Below are 19,888 nucleotides of genomic sequence, written 5' to 3' on the forward strand. Positions count from 1 at the left end.
ATGAGGCATGACGCACTGTTCGAACGAGTGAGTGCGCGTTTGAAAGCCCAGGTCGGTCCCGATGTCTTCGCCAGCTGGTTTGGGCGTCTGAAGCTCCATTCGGTTTCCAAGAGCGTCGTGCGTCTCTCGGTGCCCACGACATTCCTGAAGTCCTGGATCAACAACCGCTATCTCGATATCATCACCCAGATCTTCCAGCAGGAAGACGGCGAAATCCTGAAGGTCGAGATCCTGGTGCGGACCGCGACCCGTGGCGCCCGTCCGGTTTCACAGGAAGAGACGCTGCCGCAGGCAACGGAATCGGCTCCTGCAACGCCCGCACGCCGTCCGACGACGGCGCAGTCCGTGGCTTCGGTCGCAGCCTCTGCGGTTGCCAGCGTTCAGCGGCCGACCCAGGCGCCGCTTTTCGGCTCGCCGCTCGACCAGCGTTACACCTTCGACAGCTTCGTCGAGGGCTCTTCCAACCGCGTTGCGCTTGCAGCCGCCCGCACGATTGCGGAAGCCGGCGCCGGTGCCGTGCGCTTCAACCCGCTGTTCATTCATTCAAGCGTCGGGCTCGGCAAGACCCACCTTCTGCAGGCGATCGCCATCCAGGCGCTGCAGAGCGCCCGCGCTCCACGCGTCGTCTATCTGACGGCCGAATACTTCATGTGGCGCTTTGCCACCGCAATCCGCGACAACGACGCGCTGTCGCTGAAGGAATCGCTGCGCAACATCGACCTCCTCGTCATCGACGACATGCAGTTCCTGCAGGGCAAGTCGATCCAGCACGAGTTCTGCCATCTGCTGAACATGCTTCTCGACTCGGCCAAACAGGTCGTCGTCGCCGCCGACCGCGCTCCTTGGGAGCTGGAATCGCTCGATAGCCGTGTTCGCTCGCGTCTTCAGGGCGGTGTCGCCATCGAAATGGACGGACCGGACTACGACATGCGCCTCGAAATGCTGAAGCGCCGTCTCGACTCCGCTCGTCAGGACGATACTTCGCTGGACATTCCCGGCGATATCCTGAGCCATGTTGCACGCAACATCACCGCCAGCGGCCGCGAACTCGAAGGCGCCTTCAATCAGTTGCTCTTCCGTCGCTCGTTCGAACCGCATCTGTCGATCGAACGCGTTGACGAACTGCTTGGGCATCTCGTCAATGCCGGCGAACCGCGCCGTGTCCGTATCGAGGACATCCAGCGTGTCGTTGCCAAGCATTACAACGTATCGCGCCAGGAGCTGGTGTCGAACCGCCGCACCCGCGTCATCGTCAAGCCGCGTCAGATCGCGATGTATCTGTCGAAGACGCTGACGCCGCGGTCTTTCCCGGAAATCGGCCGCCGCTTCGGTGGTCGCGACCACACGACCGTTCTGCATGCGGTGCGCAAGATCGAGGAGTTGATCTCCGGCGATACCAAGCTCAGCCATGAGATCGAGCTTCTGAAGCGCCTGATCAACGAATAGGCGCGAGATAGATTTACTTTCCGATTGCGAGAAAGGCCCGGGAAACCGGGCTTTTTTCGTTTCAGGCGCCGCGTGCCTGCGCGACGATCCAGGCACGGAATGCTGTGACGGCCGGCCGGTCGAGGGCCGATGGCGGATAGACCAGGTGATAGGCGAGATCGGTGGCGATGCCGGTTGGAAACGGCGCGACCAACACGCCTTCGGCAAGCTCGCGCGAAACCAGCGACAGGCGCACGAGAGCGACGCCATCGCCGGCTCTTGCCGCCTCGATGGCGCCATTGCTGTTGACGAACACCGGACCGCGCGTCGTGTCTATGCCTTCGGCGCCGACGGCCTCCAGCCACAGCTGCCAATCCGACCTCTGAACGTCATACAACAGCACATGGGCCGAAAGATCGGCCGGCGTGGTGAGCGGATGCTTGCGGGCAAGGGCCGCGTTGACGACCGGCACCAGCTCGTCATCGATCAGCCGCTCGCTCGTCAGACCCTCATAGCGACCGAAACCGTGGCGGATAGCGATATCGACGCCATCTGACACGAAGTCGGTCAGCCGGTTCGAGGCGCTGATGCGGATGTCGATGCCGTTGAGACGCTGCTCGAAGTCGCTGATCCTCGGCACCAGCCATTGCGCCGCAAAAGTTGGCGTGCAGCTCACCGTCAGTACCGGCGCGCGATTTCGCGCCGTCAGTTCCTCTGTCGCTTCCCGCATCATCCGGAAGGCGCGGCGCAGCGTCGAAAAATAGGTGCTGCCATCCTCGGTCAGAACCAGTTGCCGCGGCCGTCGCTCAAACAGCATCACACCCAGCGTCTGCTCCAGTTCACGCACCTGCAGACTGACCGCACCAGGTGTGACGCTGAGCTCGCGCGCCGCGAGCGTCACACTCAGGTGTCGGGCCGTGGCCTCGAATGCGCGCAGTGCTGCAAGGGAAGGAAGAGGTGTCATTATGATTTAGCCATACTCAATCATGGAAAGAGAAATGCTCGTTTGTGCAAACACTAACATGCTGACACTATTTATGTAAATCGAAGTCAACCAATATGGTTGTTTCAGATGAAGGCGAAGAACTAAATCATAGGAGGGTATGGAGATGCCGGAAACACTTAAGGCGAAGGTGATGGGACCCGGTGAATGGGCCATGCTGATCACACTGTCCCTGTTGTGGGGCGGCTCGTTTTTCTTCGTCGGCGTTGCGGTCAAGGCGCTGCCGCCGTTCACCATCGTTGCCCTGCGGGTCAGCCTCGCGGCGACGGCGCTTTTGATTTTCCTGCGCTTCACCGGCCGCGCGATGCCGCGCGATCCCCGCATCTGGCTTGCCTTCTTCGGCATGGGTCTGCTCAACAACCTGATCCCGTTTTCGCTGATCGTCTGGGGCCAGACTCATATCGCCAGCGGCCTTGCCTCCATCCTCAATGCCACCACGCCACTCTTCGGCGTCGTCGTCGCCCATCTGCTGACCGACGACGAGAAGCTGACCGCCAACAAGCTCTCCGGCGTGTTGATCGGTTTTCTCGGCGTGGCGGTGATGATCGGGCCTGCAGCGCTCGGCGGGCTCGGCTCGAATGTGCTGGCGCAGTTCGCCGTGCTGGGAGCTGCCCTTTCCTACGCCTTTGCCGGCGTTTTCGCCCGTCGTTTCAAGCGGATGGGCGTTGCGCCCATCGTCACCGCGACCGGGCAGGTCAGTGCATCGAGCATCATGCTCGTGCCGATCGCGCTGCTCGTCGATCACCCCTGGACCCTGACCGTGCCGGGCCTTGAAGTATGGGGAGCGATCATCGGCATTGCCTTGATCTCGACCGCGCTTGCCTATGTGCTGTTCTTCCGCATCCTGGAAACGGCGGGTGTCACCAATCTGATGCTGGTGACGTTTCTGATCCCGGTCAGCGCCATTCTGCTCGGCGCCTTGTTCCTCGGCGAAAACCTCGAGCCCAAGCATTTCTTCGGCATGGTGCTGATCGCCGCCGGCCTCGCCGCTATCGACGGTCGCCTGGTCCGGCGTTTCCGTCGCAAACAAACGGTCGATCCGGATCTCGCCTGCGGCGAAAATATCTGAAATCAGGCAAGCTCATGAACGATCGCGGCGGTGCGCAGGCACCTGCCGCGATCATTGCGTTTGGGCCCGTGATTGCAGGTATTTTTTTTGGCGGTCTTGTCGACTATCTCTTCTCCAGATCGTCCTTGTTACAGGAGCAGGAGAGTTCCAATGCTTTACGCCGTATTTTGTTACAACCAGGAAGACGTCACTGCCAACTGGACCAAGGACGAGGACGACAAGGTCATGCGTGACCTTGCTGCCGTCCAACGCAAATATGGCGATGCCGGCAAGCTCGGGCCGGTGGCGCGGTTGTTGCCGACCACGGCGGCAACGACGCTCCGCCACGCCGTTGGCGAGACCGTCGTCATCGATGGCCCATTTGCCGAAACGAAGGAGCAGCTGCTCGGCTTCTATGTCGTCGATTGCGCTTCACTGGACGAAGCGCTCGATTTCGCCCGCGAGCTCAGTGCGGCCAATCCTGCAGACGGCTCCTATGAAATTCGTCCCCTTGCCATCTACAAGCCAAGTGAGTTTCCCTCATGACAGACACGACCTGGATCGACCTCGCACTTGTTTCCGCTCGGCCGCAGGCAATGGGCGCGCTTCTGCGCTATTTCCGCAATCTCGATACGGCCGAGGAAGCATTCCAGGAGGCCTGTATCCGGGCATTGAAGACCTGGCCGAAGAGCGGCCCGCCGCGTGACCCGGCCGCCTGGCTGATCTTCGTCGGTCGCAACAGCGGCATCGACAAGGTGCGCCGGCAATCTCGCGAGACCGCGTTGCCGCCGGAAGAATTGCTCTCCGATCTCGAGGATCAGGAGAGCGATCTTGCCGAACGTCTCGATGGCTCCCACTACCGGGACGACATTCTCAAGCTCTTGTTTGTCTGCAGCAATCCGGTCCTTCCGGCAACGCAGCAGATCGCGCTGGCGCTGCGCATCGTCTCCGGCCTGTCGGTCAAGCAGATTGCCCGTGCCTTTCTCGTCGGCGAGGCGGCGATGGAGCAGCGCATCACCCGGGCAAAGGCCCGGGTCACCGCCGCCGGCATCGCCTTCGAAACGCCTGACGCGGCCGATCGGTCGGAGCGGCTGGCGGCCGTCGCAACCATGATCTATCTGGTTTTCAACGAGGGCTATTCGGCGATGAACGGGCCGGACAGCGTCTCGGCCGATCTTTGTGAGGAGGCGATCCGGCTCGCGCGGCTGCTCCTGCGGCTGTTCCCCTCCGAGCCAGAAATGATGGGGCTGACGGCTCTGCTCCTGCTGCAGCACTCACGCTCGCGCGCACGTTTCGATGCCGATGGCGGCATCATCCTGCTCGATGATCAGGATCGCAGCCTTTGGAAAAAGCCTCTGATCATCGAGGCGCTGGCCATGATCGACAAGGCGGTGCGCCATCGCCAGCCGGGTCCCTACCAGATCCAGGCCGCGATCGCCGCCTTGCATGCGCGTGCGACGCGCCCGGAAGAAACCGATTGGGAAGAAATCGACCTGCTCTACCAGGCGTTGGAGCGGCTGCAACCGTCGCCGGTCATCACGCTCAACCGCGCCGTCGCAGTGTCGAAGAGGGACGGGCCTGAAGCGGCGCTCGCGCTGATCGAGCCACTTGCCGAAAAACTCGCGGGTTATTTCTACTTCCATGGGTTGAATGGCGCGCTGTTGAAGCAGGCAGGCCGGGTTCGCGAGGCGCGCGTCGCCTTTGACCGGGCGATCGCGCTGGCCACCAATGCCGCCGAGGCCTCCCACATCCGCATGCAGCTCGATCATCTGAGCAAGGATGCGGGCGAGAAAAACCTGGCCACTGAAAAAAGATAAAAAATCTTGTCGGCGGTTGTCGGAACCGTGGCTGCAACTTCGTCCTTGGACTGAACCCGCTGACGGAGAAACAAACAATGACCGTTGTCACTGAAATCAAACCTGCCGACGACCGCGAACTGGTCATCACCCGCCTGATCGATGCGCCCCGCGCGCTCGTCTACCGCTGCTGGACGGATGCCAAGCTGCTGAAGAAGTGGTTCGCGCCTTCGCCGTGGACGACGCCGGAGGCAAAGCTCGAGGTTCGCGCCGGCGGCGCCAACCGCATCGTCATGCGCTCGCCCGAGGGCGAGGACTATCCCAATCTCGGCGTCTATCTCGAAGTGGTGCCGAACGAGAAGCTGGTCTTCACAGACGCCTTCACCGATGCCTGGTCGCCATCCGACAAGCCGTTCATGGTCGTAACCATCACCTTCGAGGACGTCGGGGCCAAGACCCGCTACACCGCACGGGTCCGCCATTGGTCCGTCGAGGATCGCGAAGCCCACGAAAAGATGGGCTTTCACGAAGGCTGGGGCCAATGCGCCACCCAGCTCGAAGGGGTAGCCAGGCAACTCTGATCAAGCCCAGGGCTCGACGGCCGTCGCCCTCGCGCCTGCCACCATCGGGAAGGGAGACCCGCCATGTCCGTGATCGACAACAAGAGTGCCGCCGTCGCCGAAATCCGTACGGTGATCGATGATTGGGCGGATGCCATGAGGGTAAAGGACGCCAAGCGCGTCATCGGCCATGGGACGCCTGATTGTGTCCTCTTTTCGCTGGCGCCGCCGCTGAAGTCGTCCGATGCCGGCGAGGGCGGGCTCGAACAGTGGTTTTCCACCTGGCGTGGACCGCTTGGCTATCGCTTCGGGGATCTCGATATCTCGGTCAGCGGCGATGTCGCATTCGTCAGTATGCTCACCGAACTTTCCGGCGAGAAGATCGATGCCGGGAAAATGTCGGTCTGGTTCCGCCAGACCCTCGGTTTGAAGCGCATGGCTGCCGGCTGGAAGATCGCACACCAGCACGAGTCCGTGCCTTTCTACATGGATGGCAGCCTCAAGGCAGCCGTCGATCTCAATCCGAAATCGACGGTCGACGGGCAAGCGCCGGCGCCGCCACCGATGCTAGGCCCGATCGCCTACCTCTGCGTCGAGGATGCGTACGCGACCGCTGATTTCTACGTCCGCGCCTTCGCCGCAACGGATGGCGGGCGGATGCTCGCCGAAGACGGTAAACGGCTGATGCATTGCCATCTGACGATCAATGGCGGTGCATTGATGCTCAACGATCCCTTCCCGGAACACGGCATGCCCTATGCCGCGCCGCAGGGCGTCGTGCTGCATCTGGTGGTCGAGGACGCGCAATTCTGGTGGGATCGCGCGGTTGCCGCCGGCGCCGAAGTGACGATGCCGCTTGCGGTCGCCTTCTGGGGCGACCTCTATGGCCAGCTGCGTGACCCCTTTGGCATCCGCTGGGGCATCGTCGGACCGGCCAAGAAGACAGACTGAAGAACGATTTGTGACAACGGGAAACGAGGAGAACTCCCCGAATGAACACTGCTCTTGTTATGACGGCTCCGGCTGGAAAAATGGTGATCCTCGGCCGCGTGCTGAGCGGTCTGGTTGTTGCGTTCCTGGCCTTCGACGGAGCGATCAAGCTCGTGCCACTGGACGTGGTGACTGAGACTTTGGCGGTGCTCGGCTATCCCGCCGATGTTGGCCTTGCGCGTCTGCTCGGCGTACTCACGCTTCTGTGTGCGCTGCTCTATGCGATCCCGAGAACGTCGGTCCTCGGCGCCATTCTGCTCACCGGTTATCTCGGCGGTGCCATGGCGACGCATCTGCGCGCGGATAGCCCTCTTTTCACCCATCTGCTGTTCGGGTTCTATCTCGGCGTCATCGCCTGGGCTGGCCTGTGGCTCCGAGACCGTCGCGTGCGCGCGCTGATCCCGTTCAAGAACGAGCAAGCCTAAGGAGAATTTCGCGATGAGCAAAACGGTTAGCGACTACATTGCAGGCCTTTCCGGTACGCCGGCTGCCGTGGCGAAAGAGTTGCACGGTGCCATTCTTGCCGCCGGCGGCACCAGGGACAGCGTGAAATGGGGCCATCCGATCTATGAGGCCGGCGGACCGGTCTGCCTGATCAAGGCTGCCAAGGACTATGTGACGCTCGGCTTCTGGCGCGGCGCCGATATGCTCGATCTCGACCCACGACTGGCCAAGGGCGGCGGCAAGGGCGACATGGCCTTCATCAAGGTGAAAGCGACCGGCGAGGTCGACGGCGCCCAGGTGGCGCGGCTGGTAGCCAAGGGTATCGCCCTCAATGCCGAGAAGGGCGATCCGTTCAAATCTTGAACGACGAAACAAACTTGCAAAGGGCGCTCCGAAACAGAGCGCCTTTCTCTTGTCCGATGCAATACATCTTCGCGGGACCGGATAATTTCCTTCCAACACCCGCGAGGCACGATGATCCTCTATTACCAGACCCATTCCCCTTTCGCCCGCAAGGCACTCGTCTTCGCCCACGAGGTCGGCATCGCTGAGCGACTGGAGGTGATCCACCACGAGACCAGCCCGACGCTGCGCAATGAAGAGGTCCATGCCGAAAATCCACTCGGCAAGGTGCCGGTTCTCTTGCGCCCCGAGGATGCGGCGATCTTCGATTCCGACGTCATCTGCGCCTATTTCGATACGCTGCATGATAGCCGCAAGCTCATCCCCGAAAGCGGCGAGGCGCGCTGGCATGCCCTGAGATTGCAGGCCGTGGCGCAAGGGCTGGCGCAGGCGGGGATCGGGTTGCGTTGGGAAACGGAGCGACGCCCGGAAGCCTTGCGCTATCCGGCGCTCGCCGACGGCTATGCCGAAAAGATCGAGCAGACCTATGACTGGCTGGAGCAGACGCTCGATGTCGACGCGCCGCTTGATATCGGCCACATCGCGCTCGCCACGACCCTGTCCTGGATGGCGTTCCGTGACCTGCCGTCGTTCCGTGACCGGACGAAGCTGAGCGTCTGGTTCGATGCCTTCGAGGAACGACCATCGATGCGCGCGACGCCGCTCTCCGGCGAGACCCACGATTGAGCCTTCGGTTTCCTTGCGTTGGATGCAGGCAGGGCGGCCGCTAAAACATTTGCGTCTCAGACGGTGGCATCGAGACGCGATATTTCCTTGCTCTACGCATTTCCTGACGGAAAACCGCTTCGCACTTTTCCTGGAAAAGCGCTAGCAGGCGAGGTCGGCGACGACGGCGTCGAGAATCAACATGCCGGAAGGCGTGCAGCGCAGGCGGGAATTTCCCAGCCGCTCGATGAACCCGTGGTCGATCAGGAACTGCTCGCGGTCTGGATCGGGATCGCGGCCGGACAGCGTCTGCCAGCGGGCGAGATCGACGCCTTCCTTGAGGCGCAGGCCCATCAGTAACAATTCGTCGGACTGGGCCTCGAGGTCGAGCACTTCGCGCTCGACCATGCCGTGGCCGTAGGTTTCGACCAGCCGCAGCCATTCCTCCGGCTTGCGCTCGGTCGCCGTCGCCAGCTTGGCGCCGCCGACGCTGAGGCGGCCATGGGCACCAGGCCCGACGCCGGCATAGTCGCCATAGCGCCAGTAGGTGAGGTTGTGCCGGCTCTCGGCACCAGGGCGGGCATGGTTGGAGACCTCGTAGGCGGGCATGCCGATCGCCGCCGTGATGTCCTGGGTCGCCTCGTAGAGGACCGCCGATTGCTCACCATCAGGAACGATCAGCTTGCCGGCCTTGTGCAGGCCGAAGAAGGGCGTGCCCTCCTCGATCGTCAGCTGGTAGAGCGACAGGTGGTCGACGGCATAGGAGACGGCCTCCTTGAGCTCGCGTTCCCATTCCTCGACCGTCTGGTTGGGGCGGGCATAGATCAGGTCGAAGGACATGCGCGGGAAGATCTCGCGCGCCAGCCGGATCGCTTTCAGCGCGTCTTCGACATTGTGCAGCCGGCCGAGAAATTTGAGGTCCCGGTCGTTCAGCGCCTGCACGCCGAGCGAGACACGGTTGACGCCGGCCGCGCGATAGCCGTGGAAGCGCGTCGCCTCGACACTCGAAGGGTTCGCCTCCATGGTGATCTCGATGCCATCGGGCACATGCCATTCGCGGGCGATGCCCGAGAGGATAGCGTCGACCGTTGCCGGATCCATCAACGACGGCGTGCCGCCGCCGATGAAGATGCTGGTGACGGTGCGTGGACCGGAAAGCTCACGCGCCTCCGCCATTTCCTTGAGGAAAGCGGCGACGAAACGCGGCTGGTCGATCGGCTGGTGGCGCACGTGGCTGTTGAAGTCGCAATAGGGGCATTTGGCCGCGCAGAACGGCCAGTGCACATAGATCCCGAAACCGGGATCCATGCCGTCACCGAGTGCCGATAGCGTGGCCGTCTGCATCGTTGCGTCTCTCATGCGGTAGATCACGTTGACCTTGGGCCGATCGACCCGAAGTCATGACTGCGATCGCTTCTAACAAATTGGAGCGGGATGTTGCGGAAAACCGCATACACGTTTCCTCAGCCCGCTCCAAGGCAGGTTTCGGCGAAGATCTTGAAGGCGCGGGCACGGTGCGACAGCGCTTCAGCATCGCCCGGCTTCCAGCCGTGTTTCTCGTCCGCGCTCATCTCGCCGAATGTAGTGTCGTAACCCTTCGGCTGAAAGACCGGATCGTAGCCAAAACCCTGGTCGCCGCGCGGCGGCCACACGACATGGCCCTCGACCTCGCCGCGGAAAAGTTCGACATGGCCGTCTGGCCAGGCAAGGCAAAGCACCGAGACGAAACGGGCCGTGCGTTTTTCAGGCGCACTTGCGCCCTTGCCCTGCAGCGCCTTTTCGACCTTTTCCATCGCCATGGCGAAATCGCGGCTGCCGTCTTCGCGTTCGGCCCAGTTGGCGGTGTAGACGCCAGGTGCGCCATCAAGTGCGTCGATCGCCAGGCCGGAATCGTCCGAAAGCGCCGGCAGGCCCGAGGCCTTGGCCGAGGCGAGCGCCTTGATCGTCGCGTTTTCCTCGAAGGTTGTGCCGGTCTCATCCGGTTCGACGAAGTCGAGGTCGGCTGCCGACTTGGCCTCGAAGCCGAGCGGCCCGATCAGGTCGCGGATCTCGCGGATCTTGCCGGCATTGTGGCTGGCGACGATGAGCGTCTTGTCATCCAGTGTGCGCATGATGTGTCGTCTCTTAAAAGATGCGGCGCGAAGGCCGCGGTTCATTCGATGGACCAGAGGCCCGGTTCCGCGCATTCGAGGCTGTTGCCGGCCGGATCGCGGAAGTAGAAGGAGCGCGTGCCGTTCGGCCAGACAACATCGGCTTCGATCGTGACACCCGCCGTTTCCAGCTTGGCCCTCCAGGCGTCGAGTGCCGACGCGGAAACGCGGAAGCACATGTGGCCCTGGCCGGTGGTGCCGTGCGGCGGCACCGGCAGGGCCGCATCCGGCGAAGGCGGTTTGACCGTTTCCGCAGGATTGAAAATCAGCAGAACGCCCGAGCCACAGCGAAAGAACACATGTCGGTTCTCCCGCCGTGTAATCTTCTCCAGCCCCAGCACACCGCTGTAGAAGGCCTCGGCGGCGTCGAGATCCGACGCATAGAGCGCAGTCTCAAGAATGCCATCCAGCGCCGGGGCCATCGTCTCCGTCCTTCTCGTCAGCCGGCGATCGCCTGCTTCTGCAGTGCGACAAGCTCGGCAATGCCGGTCTTTGCCAGTCCGAGCAGGCTTGCGAATTCCGCTTCGCTGAAGGGTTTGCCTTCGGCCGTGCCCTGGATCTCGACAATGCCGCCGGTGCCGGTCATGACGAAATTCGCGTCGGTCTCGGCGGCGGAATCTTCGAGGTAGTCGAGGTCGATGATCGACTGGTTGGCGAAGATGCCACAGGATATGGCGGCGACATGGTCCTTCAGGACCTTCTCGACCTTCACCATGTTGCGGGCTTCCATCCACTTCAGGCAGTCATGCAGCGCCACCCAGGCGCCGGTGATCGAGGCCGTGCGCGTGCCGCCATCAGCCTGGATGACGTCGCAGTCGATCGAGATCTGGCGTTCGCCGAGTGCGGGCAGATCGACGACGGCGCGCAGCGACCGGCCGATCAAGCGCTGGATTTCCTGGGTGCGGCCGCTCTGCTTGCCGCTCGAGGCTTCGCGACGCATGCGCTCGCCGGTGGCGCGCGGCAGCATGCCGTATTCGGCCGTCACCCAACCCTTGCCGCCGTTGCGCAGCCAGGCCGGAACCTTTTCCTCAAGGCTGGCTGTGCACAGCACGTGCGTATCGCCGAATCGCACCAGACAGGAGCCTTCCGCGTGCTTGGAGAAATTGCGCTCGAACGAAACCTTGCGCATTTGGTCGATTTTTCTGCCGGATGGCCGCATCATCAAACTCCTATCGTATCTGGTGAGCCTTCTAGAGCATGGCGCAGCCAAAGGGAACCGGTGGACAGCCGGGGATCGGGGCGATTTTTCCCTTTTGCTATCGGGCGCGGGGATCACTATATTTCCGGCGGCAGGATTGGCCTGCGAACATGGAGCGACATGGTACTGCGCAATCCCGGAGTGACCGATATCGCGGCGGCGCTGGACGAGCGTTCCGGTGAAATCTTCCGTCGCATCGTCGAAACCTATTTGAACAGCGGAGAGCCTCTCGGCTCACGCAACCTTTCGCGGTTGCTGCCGATGTCGCTGTCGCCGGCGTCCGTGCGCAATGTGATGAGCGACCTCGAAGATCTCGGGCTGATCTATTCGCCGCACATCAGCGCCGGCCGCCTGCCGACGCAGACGGGCCTGCGTTTCTTCGTCGACGCCTTCATGCAGGTCGGCAATCTCTCCCCAGAAGATCGTGCTTCGATCGATCGGCACGTGCGGTTGAGCGACCATGCCCAGCCGGTCGATACGCTGCTGGCAGAGGCAAGCCAGATGCTGTCGGGCATGTCGCGCGGCGCCGGCCTCGTGATCACCGCCAAGAACGATCCGGTGCTCAAGCATGTCGAATTCATCCGGCTGGCGCCCACCAAGGCGCTGGCCGTGCTCGTCGGCGAGCATGACCAGGTCGAAAACCGCATCATCGAGCTTCCCGCCGGCGTGACGAGCTCGCAACTGACGGAAGCAGCGAACTTCTTGAATGCCCATCTCGCCGGCCAGACGATCGGCGAGGTGCGCTCGCAGCTCGAAACCGTCAAGCAGACCGTGCGCAGCGAACTCGATGCCCTGTCCCAGGAACTGGTCGAGCGTGGACTGGCGATCTGGTCGGGCAACGAGGGCGATGAAAAGCCGGCACGGCTGATCGTTCGCGGCCGGGCCAACCTGCTCGAGGGCCTGGAGGGAACCGAGGATATCGACCGCCTGCGCATGCTCTTCGACGACCTGGAAAAGAAGGACAGCCTGATCGAGCTGCTTGACCTCGCAGAGAGCGGCCCGGGTGTCAGGATCTTCATCGGTTCGGAGAACAAGTTGTTTTCATTGTCCGGTTCGTCGCTGATCGTTGCGCCCTATCGCGACAGTGAAGATCGCATCGTCGGCGCCGTCGGCGTCATCGGTCCGACGCGGCTCAACTATTCGCGCATCGTGCCGATGGTCGATTATACCGCGCAGTTGATGTCGCGGCTTTCGCGCTGATCAGGCGCTTTTGGCCACAGGCAGCATTGAACCCTTGATTTTTCGGCCCTAAACCTCGATATCGGCATCAAATCCAGTCACTGCGCATTTTACGCCATGCGGCCATCGTTGCGCGCGGGCGTCGGAATGCGGAAGACAAGACAGACGAACACCGGAGAACGTCATGACCGACGAAACAAACAAGCACGGACACGAAGCTGCCGCGACCGACGAGGCAGTCAACGATACGCCCGAGGTTGTGGAAGCGGCGCCGGTTGCCGAGCCCGATCCGCTGGAGCTTGCAAGGGCTGAGAACAACGACCTGCGCGACAAGTATCTAAGGCTCGCCGCCGAAATGGACAACCTGCGCCGCCGCACCGAACGCGACGTCAAGGATGCCAAGTCCTATTCCGTTGCTGGTTTTGCCCGCGACATGCTCGCCGTCTCCGACAATCTGCGCCGTGCGCTCGATGCCATCCCGGCTGAAGCGAAGGAAGCCGGAGAAGCGGGCCTTACTGCCCTCATCGAAGGTGTCGAGATGACCGAGCGCGCCATGCTGTCGGCGCTGGAACGTCACGGCGTGAAGAAGCTTGAGCCGGAAGGCCAGAAGTTCGACCCGAACTTCCACCAGGCAATGTTCGAAATCCCGAACGCCGACGTGCCGAACAACACGGTGCTGCAGGTCGTTCAGGCCGGCTACACCATCGGCGACCGCGTGCTGCGCCCGGCCATGGTCGGCGTATCCAAGGGCGGCCCGAAGGCGGCAGCTACGGAAGGCGACAGCCCGGCGGCCTGAGCTGCGGTCTGATCCATTTCAACGCCGCGCGTCCACTCGGATGCGCGGCGTTTCTTGTTTTCGGCAATCATATCAACCGAACAACTGCCGCAGGTGATCGTTGAGGAAACGGCCCTCCGGGTCGACTTTCGCCCGTAATGCCCGGAAATCGCCGGATCGTGGATAGAGCGCAGTCACGTCCTCCGCGCCGAGGAAATGCAGCTTCCCCCAATGCGGCCGCGAGCCGTATTGGCGCAGGATCGTATCGACGTCTTTGAGATACTCCCAATAGTCCGTGCCCGGCTCGCCCGAGACGGAAAGCGTGATCGAATCCTGCTCGTAGAACGGGCTGATCCAGCCGGTGTCGCCTGCGGTGAAGCGGTATTCGATCGGGTAGATGCAGGTCGGGTGCTTTTCCAGCATCAGCTTGCGCACAGCTTTTACAGCCTCCTTGCCGTGGGCGATGGGCACCGCATATTCAAGTTCGTGGAAGTTCGGCACATACTCGATCGGATAGATCTCCGAGGAATAGGCGATCTTCTCGAACCCCTGCTCCATCGGCGGCCGGTCGGTGATGTCGATCACCTTCATCTCGCAGACGTCGGACGTCTTGTCCGTCGTCGAAACCGACGCGGTATCCGGCAGGCAATAGCAATGCCGGCTTTCGGAAACCGGGCACCAGAAGAAGCCGAAGTGCCGATGCTTGGCGGCGAGTTCGTCGTGCTGCTCGATCATCTCGTCGAATGTGCAGCGCCAGAGCTTTTCATGCAGGTTGTAGCTGTCCATCGCCTGCAGCGTGATCTCGGAGATCACGCCGAGCATGCCGATCGAGACGCGGGCCGCCTCCAGCAGGTCCGGCGTCGTCTCGTCGACGACGAGAATGCTGCCGTCGGGCTCAACGAGCCGCATGCCGACGATCTGCGAGGCCATGTTGCCAAGTGCTGCTCCCGTGCCGTGGGTGCCGGTGGTGAGCGCCCCAGCCAGCGCCTGGCTGTCGATGTCGCCCTGGTTGATCAGCGAGAGGCCGTTCGACTTCAATACCTTGCCCAATTGGTTGATCGTCGTTCCCGCCCGGACCGAGACGCGTTTGCGCGCCTGGTCGATGGCGACCACGCCCTGCATGTTGGCAAGCGTCAGGTGGAGCCCGCTGGTCAGCGCCACCGGCGTGAAGGAATGGCCGGAGCCGGCGCAGCGCACATTGAGCCCTTGCGACGTCGCCTCGCGGACCATTTCGGCGAGCGCCGCCTCGCTCTCGGGTGCACCGCGCTGGCGCACGATGCAGGATTGGTTTCCGACCCAGTTGCGCCAGTGGCCGCCCGTCTGAAGCATATCTTTCCCCTCTCTCAGACCGCTGTGAAGCAATTGTCGACGAACAGATGCGTGCCGTTGACGAAGCTTGCCTCGTCGCTGGCCAGAAACAGCGCGGCATTGGCGACCTCTTTCGGGTCGCACATCCGCCCCTGCTGGGCAGCGATCGCCGCTTCCGAGACATCGACGCCGTATTTACTGAGGCCCACCAGTTCGCGCTTGCCGTGATCGGTGGCGATGAAGCCGGGGCAGACGGCGTTGCAGCGGATGCCGCGGTCGCGGAACTCAACCGCGATGGCACGGGCGAACATGTGGCAGGCGCCCTTCGTCGTGTCGTAGAGCACTTCCATCGGCGTCGCCGCCACGGCCGAGATCGACGAGGTGCAGACGATGCTGCCGCCGCCGGCGGCGAGCATCCCTGGAAGCACCGCCTTGGTCATCAGGAACATGCTGCGCACGTTGACGGCCATCAGCCGGTCCCATTCGTCCTCTTCCGTCTCCAGAAAGGGCCCGACCGCCAGGATGCCGGCATGGTTGAAGAGAACGGTGATCGCGCCGAAGGCTGCTTCGACCGCCTTGACGGCCGAGCTCACCTGCGCAGAAATCGAGACGTCGGCCGGCGCGAAGATCGCATCGCCGCCGTTTGCGCGGATGGCGGCGGCAACCTCTTCGCCCTTGCTGCGTGGCAGATCGACGATGCCGACCTTGGCCCCTTCGCGGGCAAAGAGTTCGGATGCGGCAAGCCCGCAGCCACCGGCGCCACCACTGATCAAAGCCACTTTTCCGGAAAGTCTGCCTGCCATCGTGTCCCCCTGTGCTCAAGCGTCGCGGCTAAACACGTGCTACGATCTTGGTCCCTCGTGGGATGAATTATTGTTGACGAAGAGGGGGCTGTCGATATCCCATGCGGGATACGGGGGTAGGGGAGAGTTCGACGCGGATGCTGGCTCGGGAGTCGGCCGATATTTCGGCCATGATCGGATTGATCGGAACACAGGATTTCGGCGGCGCGCTCGATCGCATGCTGCGCTCGGTCGCAAGCTTCGATCTCTCGGTTGCCTTCGCCTATCCCTATGATAACAGACCGATCGTGCTGCATGACGGCTACACCGCCAAGGTGTCCGCCAGCGCGCTTTCTGCCTATCTCGGCGGCGCCTATCTGCTTGACCCGTTCTATGTTGCCTGCAGCTCCGGCCAGCCGCAGGGGCTATGGCGCATGCGCGAACTTGCGCCTGACCGGTTCTTCCATTCGGAGTTTTCAAGCTCGGCCGAGGTGCATCCCTGCATCTCGATGGAAAGCGGGGTTCTGGTCGAAGAGATTGGCTTCGTCATTCCGCTCGATGACAGCGTGCAGGCCACCTATTCGCTGATGCGCGGCCGCGGCGGCACGCCGTTCAGCGACGAGGAACTGGAGCGCTTGCGGGTCTACGAGCCGATCGTGCGAGAGGCCGTGCGTTCGAACTGGCGCCAGCAAAGCCATGCCGTGGCGGCGACGCCTCGGCCCGACGACGCGATCGAAACCGCTTTCGACAGCCTCTGCGCCGACCGCCTGACCCGGCAGCAACGCAACATCGTCCGCCTGATCCTGCGCGGGCACAGCAACCTGTCGATCGGCAAGACGATGAACATCGCCGAAGGAACCGTCCGCATTCACCGCAAGAACATTTATCGCCGGCTCGGTATTTCGAGCCAGGGCGCACTGTTTCGAATTTTCATTGATCATTTGAACCGCCGTCAGCTTTACTGACGGCCGGTCCGGGCCGTGGCTCAGGCGGCGTGCGAGGTCGTGTCCTCGTTGAGCAGCGTGTAGATCGCGCTGGCGGAATCGCTCGATCGGATCTTCGCCACCATGTCGTGGTCGCGCAGTACGCGGGCGATGCGCGACAATGCCTTGAGATGGTCGGCGCCGGCGCCTTCGGGCGCCAGGAGCAGGAAGACGAGGTCGACAGGCTGGTCGTCGAGCGCTTCGAAATCGACCGGCGTGTCCAGCCGCGCAAAGATCCCGATGATCGACGGCAGGTTGTTGAGCTTGCCGTGCGGGATAGCAATGCCGTTGCCGACGCCCGTGGAGCCCAGCCGTTCACGCTGCAGGATGACATCGAAGATTTCGCGTTCCGGAAGGCCGGTGATCTTTGCCGCTTTAGCCGCCAATTCCTGAAGGAGCTGTTTTTTCGAGTTGGCCCTCATGGCCGGGATGATCGCATTTTGGTGCAGTAAGCCTGCCAATGCCATTCTTTTGTCCTCGTTCGCCGGTTAGAGCCGGACAACATCATCATAAATGCGTCGCAATGGCTCTAACCATCTTTGTCTTGGCGGGTGCCATGCACAGAAAAGTCGTATTTTCCGGCCTGTCCGCTGATCCAAGTGGCGGGAGCGCCGGCGCACCGGCACTCCCTTTTTCCACTCATCCCTTGATATTGGCGGCGTCAATCCAGCCAATATTTCCGTCGTTGCGTCTGTAGACGATATTCAACTCTGCCTTGCCGGGAGTGCGGAACATGAGGACGGGTTCATCCGTCATGTCGAGCGCCATCACGGCGCTGGCGACAGACATCGTCCTCAGGTGTTTCGAGCTTTCGGCGACGATCGTCGGTGCGTAATCCTCGGGGACTTCGTCATCCTCGAATGGCACCGAGTCCATCACTGTGTATGCCACCTCGGTACCTTGACCATTACCGTTGTGGTGGTCCTTGAGCTTGCGCTTGTAGCGACGTAGGCGCTTTTCGATGCGCTCCGACGCTGCGTCAAAGGCAGCCTGAGGGTCATTGGCCTGTCCATTCGCCTGCATAACCACGCCCGTATCGAGATGAAGCTTGCAGTCGGCGCTAAAGCGCGGTCCAGACTTTTCCACAGTGACCTGGCTTGAATATCCTCCGTCGAAATATTTGGTAACGGCCTGCTCGATCTGATCGCCAATGCGGGCGCGGAACGAATCGCCGATTTCCATCTGTTTACCGGATACACGCACACTCATGGAGTTTCCTCTCTATTTCGTGATTTGCGTAGCCAGTCTATTCCAAGCGCTCTCGTCATCCAAGCCTTTCACGCTTGCGGGAGCCTCTCTGTCGCACCTACCGGTCGTGCCGGCCGCCTGAGGAAGACCGTGTCCTCGGCAATTGCGGCGGGCTCATATCCCCTGCGTCGCGGAGAGTCAATTGAAGGTCGCAAAAAAGTTAATACGCTTTAACCTTGCGTCGTCGCTTTAGGCTCTTTTTCTTTCGCATGTCGTCGTCGCAAAACCGCTGAAAAACTGTTGCGCGACCTGCTTTAGAAGCCCGATACCTTGGCCAGCGCCCGCTTTTCGCGCCGTCGCTGCACGGAGGAGGGGATGTTCATCGCTTCGCGATATTTCGCCACCGTGCGTCGCGCGATGTCGACGCCGGCCTGCTTGAGGCTGTCGACGATATCGTCGTCGGAAAGCACCGCATCGGCGACTTCCTGCTGGATCATCATGCGGATGCGGTGACGCACGGACTCAGCCGAATGGCTGTCGCCGCCCTCGGCCGAACCGATGGAGACGGTGAAGAAATACTTCAGCTCGAACAGCCCACGCGGCGTCAGCATGTACTTGTTCGAGGTGACGCGGCTTACCGTCGACTCGTGCATCTTGATCGCATCGGCGACGGTTTTCAGGTTGAGCGGTCGCAGATGCCCGACGCCATGGACGAGGAACGCGTCCTGCTGGCGAACGATCTCGGTGGCGACCTTCATGATCGTCCTGGCGCGCTGATCGAGGCTGCGGGTCAGCCAGTTGGCGGTCTGCAGGCATTCATTGAGAAAGGCCTGGTCCGCGCTGTTCTTCTCGGTGCCGCGCGACACCGTGGTGTAGTAGGCTTGGTTGACGAGGACGCGCGGCAGGGCGTCCGGGTTGAGTTCGATCAGCCAGGTTCCGTCGGGTGCCGCCCGCACGACGATATCGGGAACGATCGCCTCGCTAACGCTGGTCTCGAAGCTCGTTCCCGGTTTCGGGTCGAGCTTGCGGATTTCGGCGAGCATATCGATCAGGTCTTCCTCATCGACGCCGCAGATTTTCTTCAAGCTGGCAAAATCGCGCCGCGCCAGAAGCTCTAGGTTGGCGATGAGGGCTTCCATCGCCGGATCGAGGCGATCGCGAAGGCGCAGCTGAATGGCGAGGCATTCGCTGAGTGTGCGTGCGAAGACACCTGGCGGGTCGAACTGCTGCAGCGTGAGGAGGACGCGGGTGACGTCGGCGCCGGATGCGCCGAGGCGTTCGGCGACCTCCTGCAGATCAGCCTGAAGATAGCCTGCCTCGTCGAGCTGGTCGATCAGGTGCTGGGCAATCAGCCGGTCGGATGGGACGGACAACGCAAAGGGCAATTGCTCCAGAAGCGTCTCGCGCAGGCTCTTGGCGCCGGCCACGAAGTCGTCGAAATCGTAGTCGCCTCCTTCGCCGCTGCCGGGCATCGATTTCCACTGGCCGAGCAGTTCCGGCGCGTCGGCGCGTTGCGGCGCCGTGTCGTCCTGGTAGACATTGCCGAAATCCGCATCGAGCTGTTCATTGAGCCGCGCCCCATCGGTTGCCGTGGCATTGTCGTAGAGATCGCGCTGGCCGGATGCCTCATCCGTTCCGCCGAAGTCTTCACCGGATGCCTGCCCCGCTTCTTCGCGGCTGCCGTGCTCGGAGCTTCCACCGAACTCGTCGTCACCGCCGTGAAGCTCGAGCAGCGGATTCTTTTCGACTTCCTGCGCGATGAAGTGGTTGAGTTCCAGATGCGTCATCTGCAGCAGCTGAATCGATTGCATCAGCTGCGGGGTCATGACCAGCGACTGTGACTGGCGCAGATGAAGGCTGGCCGACAATGCCATGCGGACGTGAAACTCCCGATGAAATCTCCACCGGTCGCATCGTTGGCGGGCCGGTTTTTCAATTGGCCCAAAAATTGCTTATTGCAGGGGTTTGGTCAAGCGCGACCGCGGGGCGAG

Annotated in this window: 22 protein-coding genes; 12 read left to right on the forward strand and 10 right to left on the reverse strand. The window is 62.1% G+C overall.

Annotation, left to right across the window (positions count from 1 at the left end; genetic code table 11):
• Positions 1-1,446, forward strand: a complete 1,446-nt coding sequence (gene dnaA / locus J3R84_RS00005; protein WP_025425662.1) for a chromosomal replication initiator protein DnaA — start codon at positions 1-3, stop codon at positions 1,444-1,446.
• Between the two features lie 61 nt (positions 1,447-1,507).
• On the opposite strand, the gene gcvA is transcribed toward dnaA, so the two are convergent.
• Positions 1,508-2,389, reverse strand: coding sequence for a transcriptional regulator GcvA (gene gcvA / locus J3R84_RS00010; RefSeq protein ID WP_038575838.1), 882 nt, complete (start codon positions 2,387-2,389; stop codon positions 1,508-1,510).
• Positions 2,390-2,534: 145 nt separating this feature from the next.
• Here gcvA and J3R84_RS00015 point away from each other — a divergent pair, with 145 nt between their 5' ends.
• The 8 genes from J3R84_RS00015 to J3R84_RS00050 all read left to right on the forward strand — a co-directional run bounded on the left by J3R84_RS00015 (position 2,535) and on the right by J3R84_RS00050 (position 8,355).
• Positions 2,535-3,497 (forward strand): DMT family transporter, encoded by a 963-nt coding sequence (locus tag J3R84_RS00015; protein WP_051509192.1) that lies wholly within the window; start codon positions 2,535-2,537, stop codon positions 3,495-3,497.
• A 150-nt stretch (positions 3,498-3,647) separates the two neighbouring features.
• Positions 3,648-4,022 carry a YciI family protein gene (locus J3R84_RS00020; protein WP_025425665.1) on the forward strand — a complete coding sequence of 125 codons (375 nt, stop codon included), beginning with the start codon at positions 3,648-3,650 and terminating at the stop codon, positions 4,020-4,022.
• Complete coding sequence (locus J3R84_RS00025) at positions 4,019-5,293, forward strand: RNA polymerase sigma factor (RefSeq protein ID WP_025425666.1); 1,275 nt, start codon at positions 4,019-4,021, stop codon at positions 5,291-5,293. The genes J3R84_RS00020 and J3R84_RS00025 overlap by 4 nt, the downstream gene beginning before the upstream one ends.
• Before the next feature lie 77 nt (positions 5,294-5,370).
• The gene (locus J3R84_RS00030; protein WP_025425667.1) at positions 5,371-5,853 is read left to right on the forward strand and encodes an SRPBCC family protein; all 483 of its coding nucleotides are present in this window, start codon (positions 5,371-5,373) and stop codon (positions 5,851-5,853) included.
• Between the two features lie 63 nt (positions 5,854-5,916).
• On the forward strand, positions 5,917-6,783 hold the full coding sequence (locus J3R84_RS00035) for a nuclear transport factor 2 family protein (RefSeq protein ID WP_025425668.1): 867 nt from the start codon (positions 5,917-5,919) through the stop codon (positions 6,781-6,783).
• 41 nt (positions 6,784-6,824) lie between these two features.
• Positions 6,825-7,247: a DoxX family protein gene (locus J3R84_RS00040; RefSeq protein WP_025425669.1), complete on the forward strand. Its 423-nt coding sequence runs from the start codon at positions 6,825-6,827 to the stop codon at positions 7,245-7,247.
• 13 nt (positions 7,248-7,260) lie between these two features.
• Positions 7,261-7,629: a DUF1801 domain-containing protein gene (locus J3R84_RS00045; protein ID WP_025425670.1), complete on the forward strand. Its 369-nt coding sequence runs from the start codon at positions 7,261-7,263 to the stop codon at positions 7,627-7,629.
• 111 nt (positions 7,630-7,740) lie between these two features.
• Positions 7,741-8,355, forward strand: coding sequence for a glutathione S-transferase family protein (locus J3R84_RS00050; RefSeq protein WP_025425671.1), 615 nt, complete (start codon positions 7,741-7,743; stop codon positions 8,353-8,355).
• Between the two features lie 141 nt (positions 8,356-8,496).
• Here the strand turns inward: J3R84_RS00050 and hemW are convergent, their stop codons facing one another.
• From hemW to rph, 4 genes are all read right to left on the reverse strand, one after another.
• The gene (gene hemW, locus J3R84_RS00055) at positions 8,497-9,678 is read right to left on the reverse strand and encodes a radical SAM family heme chaperone HemW (RefSeq protein ID WP_025425672.1); all 1,182 of its coding nucleotides are present in this window, start codon (positions 9,676-9,678) and stop codon (positions 8,497-8,499) included.
• A gap of 119 nt (positions 9,679-9,797) precedes the next feature.
• Entirely contained in the window at positions 9,798-10,445 is a 648-nt protein-coding gene (gene rdgB, locus J3R84_RS00060; protein ID WP_025425673.1) for an RdgB/HAM1 family non-canonical purine NTP pyrophosphatase, read from the reverse strand.
• A 41-nt stretch (positions 10,446-10,486) separates the two neighbouring features.
• Positions 10,487-10,906: a VOC family protein gene (locus tag J3R84_RS00065; RefSeq protein ID WP_025425674.1), complete on the reverse strand. Its 420-nt coding sequence runs from the start codon at positions 10,904-10,906 to the stop codon at positions 10,487-10,489.
• 17 nt (positions 10,907-10,923) lie between these two features.
• Complete coding sequence (gene rph, locus J3R84_RS00070; protein WP_025425675.1) at positions 10,924-11,643, reverse strand: ribonuclease PH; 720 nt, start codon at positions 11,641-11,643, stop codon at positions 10,924-10,926.
• A gap of 159 nt (positions 11,644-11,802) precedes the next feature.
• On the opposite strand from rph, the gene hrcA reads away from it, so the two are divergent.
• Together hrcA and grpE are read left to right on the forward strand one after the other, a co-directional pair.
• Complete coding sequence (gene hrcA, locus J3R84_RS00075; RefSeq protein ID WP_025425676.1) at positions 11,803-12,882, forward strand: heat-inducible transcriptional repressor HrcA; 1,080 nt, start codon at positions 11,803-11,805, stop codon at positions 12,880-12,882.
• Positions 12,883-13,045: 163 nt separating this feature from the next.
• Positions 13,046-13,657: a nucleotide exchange factor GrpE gene (grpE, locus tag J3R84_RS00080; protein WP_025425677.1), complete on the forward strand. Its 612-nt coding sequence runs from the start codon at positions 13,046-13,048 to the stop codon at positions 13,655-13,657.
• A 72-nt stretch (positions 13,658-13,729) separates the two neighbouring features.
• On the opposite strand, the gene J3R84_RS00085 is transcribed toward grpE, so the two are convergent.
• Both J3R84_RS00085 and J3R84_RS00090 read right to left on the reverse strand, forming a co-directional pair.
• Complete coding sequence (locus J3R84_RS00085) at positions 13,730-14,965, reverse strand: D-arabinono-1,4-lactone oxidase (RefSeq protein ID WP_025425678.1); 1,236 nt, start codon at positions 14,963-14,965, stop codon at positions 13,730-13,732.
• A 14-nt stretch (positions 14,966-14,979) separates the two neighbouring features.
• A complete protein-coding gene (locus tag J3R84_RS00090) occupies positions 14,980-15,747 on the reverse strand; it encodes an SDR family NAD(P)-dependent oxidoreductase (RefSeq protein WP_025425679.1) in 768 nt (255 codons plus the stop codon).
• Positions 15,748-15,884: 137 nt separating this feature from the next.
• Between J3R84_RS00090 and J3R84_RS00095 the strand changes: the two genes are divergently transcribed.
• Positions 15,885-16,691 (forward strand): helix-turn-helix transcriptional regulator, encoded by an 807-nt coding sequence (locus J3R84_RS00095; RefSeq protein ID WP_025425680.1) that lies wholly within the window; start codon positions 15,885-15,887, stop codon positions 16,689-16,691.
• 20 nt (positions 16,692-16,711) lie between these two features.
• On the opposite strand, the gene ptsN is transcribed toward J3R84_RS00095, so the two are convergent.
• The 3 genes from ptsN to rpoN all read right to left on the reverse strand — a co-directional run bounded on the left by ptsN (position 16,712) and on the right by rpoN (position 19,771).
• Positions 16,712-17,176 carry a PTS IIA-like nitrogen regulatory protein PtsN gene (ptsN, locus tag J3R84_RS00100; RefSeq protein ID WP_025425681.1) on the reverse strand — a complete coding sequence of 155 codons (465 nt, stop codon included), beginning with the start codon at positions 17,174-17,176 and terminating at the stop codon, positions 16,712-16,714.
• A gap of 172 nt (positions 17,177-17,348) precedes the next feature.
• Positions 17,349-17,918: a ribosome hibernation-promoting factor, HPF/YfiA family gene (hpf, locus tag J3R84_RS00105; RefSeq protein ID WP_025425682.1), complete on the reverse strand. Its 570-nt coding sequence runs from the start codon at positions 17,916-17,918 to the stop codon at positions 17,349-17,351.
• A gap of 293 nt (positions 17,919-18,211) precedes the next feature.
• Positions 18,212-19,771, reverse strand: coding sequence for an RNA polymerase factor sigma-54 (rpoN, locus tag J3R84_RS00110; RefSeq protein WP_025425683.1), 1,560 nt, complete (start codon positions 19,769-19,771; stop codon positions 18,212-18,214).
• Positions 19,772-19,888: the final 117 nt, after the last annotated feature.

Source organism: Ensifer canadensis (assembly GCF_017488845.2).
GTDB lineage: Bacteria > Pseudomonadota > Alphaproteobacteria > Rhizobiales > Rhizobiaceae > Ensifer > Ensifer canadensis.

Coding starts and splice junctions, on each gene's coding strand:
- rpoN (WP_025425683.1), bottom strand. CDS start 19,771: ATGGCATTGTCGGCCAGCCTTCATCTGCGCCAGTCACAGTCGCTGGTC.
- J3R84_RS00050 (WP_025425671.1), top strand. CDS start 7,741: ATGATCCTCTATTACCAGACCCATTCCCCTTTCGCCCGCAAGGCACTC.
- J3R84_RS00025 (WP_025425666.1), top strand. CDS start 4,019: ATGACAGACACGACCTGGATCGACCTCGCACTTGTTTCCGCTCGGCCG.
- gcvA (WP_038575838.1), bottom strand. CDS start 2,389: ATGACACCTCTTCCTTCCCTTGCAGCACTGCGCGCATTCGAGGCCACG.
- J3R84_RS00020 (WP_025425665.1), top strand. CDS start 3,648: ATGCTTTACGCCGTATTTTGTTACAACCAGGAAGACGTCACTGCCAAC.
- J3R84_RS00085 (WP_025425678.1), bottom strand. CDS start 14,965: ATGCTTCAGACGGGCGGCCACTGGCGCAACTGGGTCGGAAACCAATCC.
- grpE (WP_025425677.1), top strand. CDS start 13,046: ATGACCGACGAAACAAACAAGCACGGACACGAAGCTGCCGCGACCGAC.
- dnaA (WP_025425662.1), top strand. CDS start 1: ATGAGGCATGACGCACTGTTCGAACGAGTGAGTGCGCGTTTGAAAGCC.
- J3R84_RS00065 (WP_025425674.1), bottom strand. CDS start 10,906: ATGGCCCCGGCGCTGGATGGCATTCTTGAGACTGCGCTCTATGCGTCG.
- rdgB (WP_025425673.1), bottom strand. CDS start 10,445: ATGCGCACACTGGATGACAAGACGCTCATCGTCGCCAGCCACAATGCC.
- hpf (WP_025425682.1), bottom strand. CDS start 17,918: ATGAGTGTGCGTGTATCCGGTAAACAGATGGAAATCGGCGATTCGTTC.
- hemW (WP_025425672.1), bottom strand. CDS start 9,678: ATGCAGACGGCCACGCTATCGGCACTCGGTGACGGCATGGATCCCGGT.
- J3R84_RS00045 (WP_025425670.1), top strand. CDS start 7,261: ATGAGCAAAACGGTTAGCGACTACATTGCAGGCCTTTCCGGTACGCCG.
- J3R84_RS00040 (WP_025425669.1), top strand. CDS start 6,825: ATGAACACTGCTCTTGTTATGACGGCTCCGGCTGGAAAAATGGTGATC.
- J3R84_RS00035 (WP_025425668.1), top strand. CDS start 5,917: ATGTCCGTGATCGACAACAAGAGTGCCGCCGTCGCCGAAATCCGTACG.
- J3R84_RS00015 (WP_051509192.1), top strand. CDS start 2,535: ATGCCGGAAACACTTAAGGCGAAGGTGATGGGACCCGGTGAATGGGCC.
- J3R84_RS00030 (WP_025425667.1), top strand. CDS start 5,371: ATGACCGTTGTCACTGAAATCAAACCTGCCGACGACCGCGAACTGGTC.
- hrcA (WP_025425676.1), top strand. CDS start 11,803: ATGGTACTGCGCAATCCCGGAGTGACCGATATCGCGGCGGCGCTGGAC.
- rph (WP_025425675.1), bottom strand. CDS start 11,643: ATGCGGCCATCCGGCAGAAAAATCGACCAAATGCGCAAGGTTTCGTTC.
- ptsN (WP_025425681.1), bottom strand. CDS start 17,176: ATGGCATTGGCAGGCTTACTGCACCAAAATGCGATCATCCCGGCCATG.
- J3R84_RS00095 (WP_025425680.1), top strand. CDS start 15,885: ATGCTGGCTCGGGAGTCGGCCGATATTTCGGCCATGATCGGATTGATC.
- J3R84_RS00090 (WP_025425679.1), bottom strand. CDS start 15,747: ATGGCAGGCAGACTTTCCGGAAAAGTGGCTTTGATCAGTGGTGGCGCC.